Raw genomic sequence first — 9,180 nt, 5'->3', positions numbered from 1 at the left:
ACCACCTGGGAGAATGTCGTCACTGCCTGCGCGCCGTGCAATCTGAAGAAGGGTGGACGGACGCCCAGACAAGCGACGATGCCGCTTCACCTCGAACCGATCCGCCCGACGAGTTGGCAATTGCAGGAACATGGCAAGCGCTTCCCGCCGCACTATCTCCATGGTAGCTGGCACGACTGGCTCTATTGGGATGTCGAGCTGGAGGCGTGATGCGCCTGGCGGGTGACGGGGGCAGGGATGCGGTGGACGATCGGTGCGATGACGGCGGCGGCGATCATGCTGGCTGCCTGTGGTCCCTCGAAGCAGGAGAAGCGCGCGATCGCGGATGCGAATGCAGCGAATTTCATCCCTCCTTCGGTTACCTCGCGGGCTGATTTCGGTATCTCGGTCGATCGCCGGTTCCATGCGCTGGACCGCAACGGCGACAATTACATCACCCCCGACGAGATGCCGGCGAAGAACCGGGCGCGGCTGATGTCGTTCGACAAGGACGGCGACGGCAAGGTCAGCGCGATCGAATTCAGCGATGGCCAACTGGCTCAGTTCGACGGCGACGATCTGAACCATGACGGCACGGTGACGTCGGAGGAACATCAGGCGGCACGTGCCGGGGCCGCCCCCGCCCCCACGGGGACGCCCGCGGTTCCCTGACGCGGCGCTCCGATCGACGAAAGCGCGGTTGACGAGCGCGCGCGATTGACGAGGGCGCGAAAGCCGGTAGCCTTTGCCGGACATGGACACCCGACCGCCTGCGATCCCGCGTTCGCTCTTCGCCTTCTCGATCTTCTACGGCGGCATGGTCTGCATCGCCGGCGTGCTCGGCAACAAGCAGGTGTCGCTCGGTCCGATATCGGCGCTCGGGCCGGTCCTCGGGCTCGGGCCGCTGGCGATCGAGGCGGGGATCTTCGCGTTCCTGCTGCTGGTGGTGGTATCGAGCGCGGTCGCCGAACTGCACGGCGCTGCGACGGCCAACCGGCTGGTGCGGTTCGGTTTCGTGCCGCTGATCGTGTCGATCCTGTTGTCGCTCGTCGTCCTGGCCATCCCCGCCGCGCCCGACATGGCACCCGATCGCCGCGACGCATTCGCGCTGATGATGGGGGGCACGCCGCGCATCTGGGTCGGCGGGATCGTCTCCTACGGCATCTCGCAGACATTGAACGTGTCGCTCTTCTCGTGGCTGAAGGGGCGCGAGGGATCGCAATTGCTGTGGCTTCGCGCCGGGATCGCCAGCGTGCTGAGCCAGATCGTCGACACGCTGCTGTTCGTCTCGATCGCGTTTCTGGGCGTCTTCCCGATCCGCGAATTGCTGCTGGGACAGATGATCGTGAAGGTGCTGCTCTCCGCCGTGCTGGTGCCGCCGCTGATCTATGCGTTCGTGGCGCTTGGGCGGCGGCTGGATCGCGGATGAGTCCGTCGCCCCAGCTTTCGCCGCGGTGACGATGCCGCTAAAGCCCGGCACATGACCGATCACACTCCGAGCGCGCGGTTGCTGATGAAGGCGCAGACGCTGACCGAGGCGCTGCCGTATCTGCAGCGTTATGCAGGGGCCACCTTCGTCGTGAAATATGGCGGGCACGCGATGGGCGATCCGGCGCTGCAGCGCGGGTTCGCGAACGACGTCGTGCTGCTGAAGCAGGTCGGGATCAACCCCGTCGTGGTGCATGGCGGCGGCCCGCAGATCGGGTCGATGCTGAAGCGGCTGGGCGTCGAATCGCAATTCGTGAACGGCTTGCGCGTCACCGATGCGGAAACCGCGCACATCGCCGAAATGGTCCTGGCGGGATCGATCAACAAGGAAATCGTCGGGTGGATCGGCCAGGCGGGCGGGCGCGCGGTCGGCATTTCGGGCAAGGACGCGGGGCTGGTGCAGGCGGAAAAGGTCGGGCGTTCCGATCCCGACCGGCTGCAGGGGATCGAACGTCACGTCGATCTCGGTTTCGTCGGCGAACCCGTCGCGGTCGATCGGCGGATCCTCGACACGCTGTCCGCGGCGGGCATCATCCCCGTCGTCGCGCCGATCGCGATCGGCGCGGACGGGCACACCTACAACATCAACGCCGACACGATGGCCGGGGCGATCGCGGTCACGATGCAGGCGTCGCGTTTCTTCCTGCTGACCGATGTCGTTGGCGTGCTGGACAAGCAGGGCGAGCTGCTGACCGATCTGGACCCCGCCGCCATCGCGGCGCTGCGCGCGGACGGAACGATCACCGGCGGGATGATCCCCAAGATCGAGACGTGCGTCGCCGCGGTGCAATCCGGCGTCGATGCCGCGGTCATCCTCGATGGCCGCGTGCCGCATGCGATGCTGCTGGAAATCTTCACTTCGGCGGGTGCGGGCACGCTGGTGCATCGCTGAGCGGGATCGGCTAGAGACGGTGTTTCCCCCGGGAGTGTAATACGTGATCCTGCTGCTTCAAATCCTCCGGATACTGCTCGACGTCGTGTGGTGGGTCATCGTCGTCCAGGCGATCCTGTCCTGGCTGATCGCATTCAACGTCATCAACACGTCGAACGAGGGCGTCCGCACGATCTGGAACGCGCTGCAGCGGATGACCGACCCGCTCTACCGCCCGATCCGCCGCGTCCTGCCCGATTTCGGCGCGCTCGACCTGTCGCCGCTCGTGGTGCTGATCGTGATCGCGATCCTCGACAAGATCATCCAGGCCGCGATCGTCCAGCAGGTTTATGGCGGAGCGGTTACGGGCTGATCCGACCCGGTTTTCGCGTCGGTCGCCCATCCCGATTCGGGGGCCGCGATCGCGCCGGATGCGATCGGAAGTGGACGAACCACACGCTACGTCGGCGCCGGAAACACCTCCCGTATGGGTTCGTGGGTCGATCGTCTGCAGGCCGGTGGATGAGAAGCGCGCCATGATATCGGGCAGATCATGGATGGGATGCTGTAGGACAGCGGTTTCTGCCGAGGCCGGGCGTCAGGCATCGATCGCGATATTCCAGCCTGTGCCACCCCGGCGAAGGCCGGGGCCCAGTATCAAAGTTTGCCGTAACGAAAGACGTCGCGTCGTCACCATCGTTTTCCCAACCGGACCCCGGCCTTCGCCGGGGTGGCGGATATGTCCGATCGGGATAACCAGCAATGGCTCGGGTTGCAGATCGCGGATGACGTCGGCTCGGCTGTTCGAGGTGCCGCGACCATTGCCGCTACCGGCCGCACCCCCTAGGGCACCGGCATGAGCGCGACCATCATCGACGGCAAGGCCTATGCCGCCGCCCTCCGCAGCCGGATCGCAGCGCGCGTGGCCGACTTCGTCGCCGCGACCCGCCGCCGTCCGGGGCTGGCGGTCGTGCTGGTCGGCGAGGATGCGGCCTCGTCCGTCTATGTCCGGTCGAAGGGCAAGGCGACCGAGGCGGCGGGGATGCTGGGGGTCGAGCACCGCCTGCCCGCCGACACGACGCAGGCCGCGCTGCTCGCGCTCGTGGCCGCGCTCAACGCCGATGCGACGATCGACGGCATCCTCGTCCAATTGCCGCTGCCGGGGCATATCGACGAGGCGGCGGTGATCCAGGCGATCGATCCCGACAAGGATGTCGACGGGTTCCACCCCCTGAACGCGGGCCGGCTGGCGACCGGGCTGCCCGGCTTCGTACCCTGCACGCCGCTCGGTTGCCTGATGCTGCTGAAGGATATCCACGGCGATCCGGCGGGGCTCGATGCGGTGGTGATCGGCCGGTCGAACATCGTCGGCAAGCCGATGGCGGCATTGCTCACCGCGGCCAGTTGCACCGTCACGATCGCGCACAGCCGGTCGCGCGACCTGCCGGGCATCGTACGGCGCGCCGACATCGTCGTCGCGGCGGTGGGTCGGCCGAAGATGGTGAAGAGCGACTGGTTGAAACCCGGCGCGACCGTGATCGATGTCGGGATCAACCGGACCGAGGCAGGCCTCGTCGGGGATGTCGATTTCGACGCGGCGCTGGCGGTCGCGGGCGCGATCACGCCGGTGCCGGGCGGGGTCGGGCCGATGACGATCGCGGTCCTGCTTCGCAACACGCTCGTCTCCGCCGCGCGGCGCGGTGGCCACGCGCTCGATGAGGCTTCGCTGTGATCGAGCTCTACATCTCGACGCTCATCACCTTCTTCGTGGTAATCGATCCGCCCGGCTGCGCGCCGATCTATGCCGGGCTGTCGTCGGGTGCGTCGTCGGCACAGCGGCGCGCGATGGCGTTTCGCGCGGTCGGCGTCGCGTCGGGCATCCTGTTCGTCTTCGCGCTGTTCGGCGAGACGCTTCTGAAGGGGCTCGGCATCAGCCTGTCGTCGTTCCGGATCGCCGGCGGGATCATGCTGTTCCTCATCGCGCTGGAGATGGTGTTCGAACGCCGCACGCAGCGCCGCGAGGACCGCGCCGCGAAGGTCGCTCACGATCATGTCGAGGACGTGTCGATCTTCCCGATGGCGATGCCGATGATCGCGGGGCCGGGATCGATCGCATCGGCGATGCTGCTGATGAGCCGCAACGAGGGGTGGGAGCGGCAGGGCGTGGTCCTGGCCGCGATGGCGACGATACTGGTGCTGACGCTGATCGCCCTGCTGGCCGCCGGCGCGATGATGCGCGTGCTCGGCACGAAGATCGAGGCGGTCATCACCCGCCTGCTCGGCGTGCTGCTGGCGGCGCTGGCGGTGCAGTTCGTGGTCGACGGCGTGTCGGAGGTTTTGCGATAACGGGCCGCTAGTCGATCTTGAACAGGCGCAGCGGCGATCCCCGCGGCAGCGGCAGCGGGGTCAGCCAGCCGAACGTCCTGCGATGCGCCAGCTGGTCGTAGAAGCCGCCCCGGTTGCGCGCGCGGTAGATCGTGGATTCGGACATGTTCGGGCATACCAGCAGCAACGTCGCGCCGTGTCGCGCCATGATCGCGCGGGCCTGCAGGGGCGATCCGCCGAACGCATGCTGCACGTCCAGGATCGCCGGCCCGTTGCGGTGATAGGGTCCGGCCACCGCATCGTGATGCGTGATCGTGATCAGCCGGGGACCGAGATCGATGAAGCTGAACACGGTCTGCGCCGGATAGCGGTTCAGCGCAGCGAGGATCGTCGTCCGCACGCAATTGCCCGAGGCGTAGTTGACCCGCTTCGTATAGGCGCTCGGCGGATCGACCTTCAGTATGCCCATGGTCAGACCGACGAACGCGCCCGAGATGACGACGACCGCGGCGACCGTCCCGAACACGCGGATCAGCATCGAGCCGCTGCCGAGCAATCGCGGCACGAGCAACCACGCCAGTGCGACCGCGCCCGGTACCGCGAGCAGCTGTGCCCCCGGGCCGGCGCGCGCCTGCCAGAACAGCATCGCGACCGCGAACGCGGTGAACAGCGCGACCGCGGCCCAGCCGACCGCGCGGTCCGCCCCCGCGCCGCGTGCACGCCATGCGGCGACCGCGGCACCGATCACCCCGATCACCGGGAACACCGCGATCGGGAACGCCACGCGCAAGGGATGCTGATAGATCGGCTTGGCCTCGCGGATGTTGCTCAGCCAGTTGCGTTCGAGTTCGGGCGAGACCTGTTCGGGGCGGCCGAGACATTGCGGGAAGAAATGGACGAAGCCGGCGACGATCAGCGCGCCCGCGATGACCGCAAGCCCCGATCGGACGAGGCGCGACGCCGGGCTGACCCAGGCCAGCACGAACAGCAGCACCCCCGCCGCGATCATGACGCTAAGCCACACCGGCGTCAGCGCGTCGCAGCGCGCCACCCGGTCGGCATAGGACGCGAACCCCGCATAACCGGCCGCGCTGCCGCCCCCGAGCGTCAGCGCATAGGCGGACAATCGCCGTGCCTCCTGCCAGTCCCAGATCCAGCGAAGCGCTATGATCGCCCCCGCGCCCGCGCTGAACGGCAGCATCTCCAGCCCGATCGTCAGCGACGCCGCGCTGGCCAGACCGACGACCGCGCCCCCGCGCGCATCCTCGGGATCGCACAGCCCCGCGACCGTCAGGCTCAGCATCGCCAGCTGCCAGCCATGATGGTCGATCCGTTCGGGCAGGAACATCAGCATCGTCGCCGACGTGCCCATCAGGAACACCAGCGCCAGCGGCCAGGCATAGGGGCTGACGAGGCGGCGCACCGTCGCGGCCAGCCCCAGCATCGCGACCGACAGCGGCAGCAGCGGCGCGATCCCGCACGCGATCCGCTCCGCCCAGCTGTTGCTCGTGAACAGCCGCAAGGTCAGGATCAGCGCGGCGATCGGCAGGTCGACCAACCGGCTCCAATGGATGTCGAACCCGGTCGGCGGGTTCATCCGGTATTGGCGCAGATCATACCATGGCTGACCATGCAGCAGCGCGCGCACCTGCATGAGGCGCATATTGTCGTCGGTATCGCCAAGCGAAAGCCAACGGACCTGACCCCAGTCGCGCGCGAGGAACCATATCGAGACGACCGCCCAGAAAACGAGCGTAAGCCGGGCCCAGTCGCGATCGAGCGTTTCGCGCCACCATTCGCCCCGAGCGTCAATCAAGCCCCATACCTCGTCCGTTCCCGGTCTGCTCCCGCGCGGCCGCTCTAAGCGGCGGGCGGCGCGACCGCAATGGGAGGGCTGGCGGTACCGCCGTCCGCTCCCTATCTGCCGGAACGGCGCGGGGGATGCGCGATGCGCTCGCCAAGTGCAACGCAAAGGCGAAATGACACCGTATTGTGTTGCAAAGCAGCACCGGACGGTCTCATCCTGATCCGGTGCTGCGCCAATATGAACTCGTCGATCGCGTCCTCGATTACGATCCCGACGCCGACGAGGCGCTGCTCAACCGCGCCTATGTCTTTTCGCTCCAGGCACATGGGTCGCAGAAACGCGCGTCCGGCGATCCATATTTCAGCCATCCGATCGAAGTCGCCGGCATCCTGACCGATCTGCATCTCGACGACGAGACGATCGCGACGGCGATCCTGCACGACACCGTCGAGGACACGGTCGCCACGCCCGAGGAGATCGAGCGGGTGTTCGGCGCATCGGTCGCGCGGCTGGTCGACGGGGTCACCAAGCTCAGCAAGATAGAAGCGCAGACCGAGAACGAACGCGCCGCTGAGAACCTGCGCAAGTTCCTGCTGGCGATGTCCGACGACATTCGCGTGCTGCTGGTGAAGCTTGCCGATCGGCTGCACAACATGCGCACGCTCCACCACATCGCGAAACCCGAGAAGCGCAGGCGGATCGCGAAGGAGACGATGGATATCTACGCCCCGCTCGCCGAGCGGATCGGGATGTACGAGTTCATGAAGGAGATGCAGACGCTCGCCTTCGCGCAACTCGAACCCGAGGCATACGAGTCCATTACCCGCCGTCTGGCGCAGCTCAAGGACGGCGGTGGCGGCGACCGGATCGCGAAGATCGGATCGGGGTTGAAGCTGCTGCTCGGCCGGTCGGGGATCGACACCGATATCTCCGGGCGCGAGAAGCATCCCTACAGCATCTGGAAGAAGATGGCCGAACGGCACATCAGCTTCGAACAACTCTCCGATATCATGGCGTTCCGCGCGATCGTGCCGACCGTCGAGGATGCCTATGCGGCGCTTGGCGTCATCCACCGCCGCTGGCCGATGGTGCCGGGGCGGTTCAAGGACTATATCTCGACGCCGAAACGCAACGGCTATCGGTCGCTCCACACGACCGTCGTCCATGCCGAGAATGCGCGCGTCGAAATCCAGATCCGTACACCCGAAATGCATGCCGAAGCGGAATTCGGGCTGGCGGCACACTGGGCCTACAAGCAAAGCGGCGTGCGGCCCGAGACGCAGCAGAGCTGGATCGCCGACCTGGTCGAGATTCTGGAGACCGCGGAGAGTCCCGAGGAACTGCTCGAACATACCAAGATGGCGATGTACGCCGATCGCATCTTCGCCTTCAGCCCCAAGGGCGAACTGATCCAGCTGCCGAAGGGCGCGACCCCGGTCGATTTCGCCTATGCGGTGCATACCGATCTGGGCGACCAGACCGTCGGCGCGAAAGTGAACGGTCGCGTCGTGCCCTTGCGCACCCCGATCGAGAATGGCGACCAGGTCCAGATCCTGCGTTCGAAAGGCCAGTCGCCGCAGCCGGGCTGGCTGAACTTCGCGATCACCGGCAAGGCGCTGGCCGCGATCCGCCGCCATCTGCGCCACACTGCACGCGACGAACAGGTGAAGCTCGGCCGCACGCTGTACGACAATATCGTCCACCGGCTGCCTGCGCAGATCGGCGGCGAGGCGATGGGGCATGCGCTCAAACGCCTCAAACTGCCCGACGAACCTTCGCTGATGATCGCGATCGCCCGGCGGACGCTGTCGGATGCGGCGGTGATGGAGGCGCTGATGCCGGGTTCGGCGGGGGCGGACGTCGCGCAGCCGCATGCGCTCGCCCCACAGTCGAGCGCCATCTCGATCAAGGGACTGACCCCGGGCGTCGCCTATGACCTCGCCACCTGCTGCCACCCCGTGCCCGGCGACCGGATCGTCGGGCTTCGGCGGCCCGACGCGGGGATCGAGGTTCACGCCATCGACTGCGCGACGCTATCCGATCTCGCCGAACGATCGCAGGACGAGACCGACTGGGTCGACGTGTCCTGGGGCGACAAGACCGAAGGCGCGACGGCACGGATCGCGGTCGAGGTGAAGAACGAACCCGGCGCGCTCGGCACGCTCGCCACCGTCATCGGCGCGCACAAGGCCAACATCCTCAACCTGCGCCTCGACAACCGCGACACCGGGCTTCACACCAACATCATCGACGTGGAGGTGCATGACGCCCACCAGCTGATGCGGCTGTTGGCGGCGCTGCGTGCGACCGACGTGTGTACCAAAGCGACGCGGGTCTAGCTCACCACAGCCGCCGCACCCCGAACCCGTCGAACAGCGTTTCGTTGGATACGAGATACGCGTTCTCGATCCGCGCCTGTGCGATCAGCAGGCGGTCGAAGGGGTCCTTGTGCGCGATGTCGAGATTGCCGGCCAATTCGGCATGGCTCAGCGATAGCGGCAATATCTCGAACCGTTCGCCGCGCAGATATTGCGCGAGGCCATCGAGCAGTGGCGCAATCTCCGGCCATTTTCCCGCACGATGCTTGATCGTCATTTCGAAAGCCGACACGACGCTCATCATCACATGGTTGTAACCCCCAGCGATCGCCGCCTGCGCCCTAGGCTGTGGTGACGATTTAATTATTTGAGCCATAGCATGATGCTGGCGA

At 66.6% G+C, this 9,180-nt stretch carries 9 protein-coding genes and 1 pseudogene; 8 read left to right on the top strand and 2 right to left on the bottom strand.

All coding sequences use genetic code 11. The annotated features are described in order from the left end of the window. The 7 genes and pseudogenes from ACFE7D_RS13075 to ACFE7D_RS13045 form a co-directional block, all read left to right on the top strand. Window positions 1–210 (top strand): annotated as a pseudogene (locus tag ACFE7D_RS13075) (HNH endonuclease); the annotation flags it as partial. Between the two features lie 27 nt (window positions 211–237). Then, entirely contained in the window at window positions 238–651 is a 414-nt protein-coding gene (locus tag ACFE7D_RS13070; RefSeq protein WP_375395854.1) for a hypothetical protein, read from the top strand. Window positions 652–733: 82 nt separating this feature from the next. After that, entirely contained in the window at window positions 734–1,408 is a 675-nt protein-coding gene (locus ACFE7D_RS13065; protein WP_375395853.1) for a queuosine precursor transporter, read from the top strand. A gap of 51 nt (window positions 1,409–1,459) precedes the next feature. Continuing rightward, window positions 1,460–2,359 (top strand): acetylglutamate kinase, encoded by a 900-nt coding sequence (gene argB, locus ACFE7D_RS13060; RefSeq protein WP_375395852.1) that lies wholly within the window; start codon window positions 1,460–1,462, stop codon window positions 2,357–2,359. A gap of 43 nt (window positions 2,360–2,402) precedes the next feature. Next, entirely contained in the window at window positions 2,403–2,711 is a 309-nt protein-coding gene (locus ACFE7D_RS13055; protein WP_375395851.1) for a YggT family protein, read from the top strand. Between the two features lie 483 nt (window positions 2,712–3,194). Beyond that, window positions 3,195–4,070, top strand: coding sequence for a bifunctional methylenetetrahydrofolate dehydrogenase/methenyltetrahydrofolate cyclohydrolase FolD (gene folD, locus ACFE7D_RS13050; RefSeq protein ID WP_375395850.1), 876 nt, complete (start codon window positions 3,195–3,197; stop codon window positions 4,068–4,070). Continuing rightward, entirely contained in the window at window positions 4,067–4,684 is a 618-nt protein-coding gene (locus tag ACFE7D_RS13045; RefSeq protein ID WP_375395849.1) for a MarC family protein, read from the top strand. Before folD ends, ACFE7D_RS13045 begins: the two co-directional genes overlap by 4 nt. Before the next feature lie 7 nt (window positions 4,685–4,691). Here ACFE7D_RS13045 and ACFE7D_RS13040 read toward each other — a convergent pair whose 3' ends face one another. Continuing rightward, window positions 4,692–6,479 (bottom strand): AcrB/AcrD/AcrF family protein, encoded by a 1,788-nt coding sequence (locus ACFE7D_RS13040; RefSeq protein WP_375395848.1) that lies wholly within the window; start codon window positions 6,477–6,479, stop codon window positions 4,692–4,694. A gap of 215 nt (window positions 6,480–6,694) precedes the next feature. On the opposite strand from ACFE7D_RS13040, the gene ACFE7D_RS13035 reads away from it, so the two are divergent. Then, entirely contained in the window at window positions 6,695–8,809 is a 2,115-nt protein-coding gene (locus ACFE7D_RS13035) for a RelA/SpoT family protein (RefSeq protein ID WP_375395847.1), read from the top strand. A gap of 1 nt (window position 8,810) precedes the next feature. Here the strand turns inward: ACFE7D_RS13035 and ACFE7D_RS13030 are convergent, their stop codons facing one another. Next, window positions 8,811–9,164 carry a type II toxin-antitoxin system VapC family toxin gene (locus ACFE7D_RS13030; RefSeq protein ID WP_375395855.1) on the bottom strand — a complete coding sequence of 118 codons (354 nt, stop codon included), beginning with the start codon at window positions 9,162–9,164 and terminating at the stop codon, window positions 8,811–8,813. Window positions 9,165–9,180: the final 16 nt, after the last annotated feature.

Source organism: uncultured Sphingomonas sp. (genome assembly GCF_964244235.1).
Classification (GTDB): Bacteria; Pseudomonadota; Alphaproteobacteria; order Sphingomonadales; family Sphingomonadaceae; genus Sphingomonas.
Note: the sequence above shows the minus strand (reverse complement) of the source record. Positions and strands in the feature narration are given on the sequence as shown.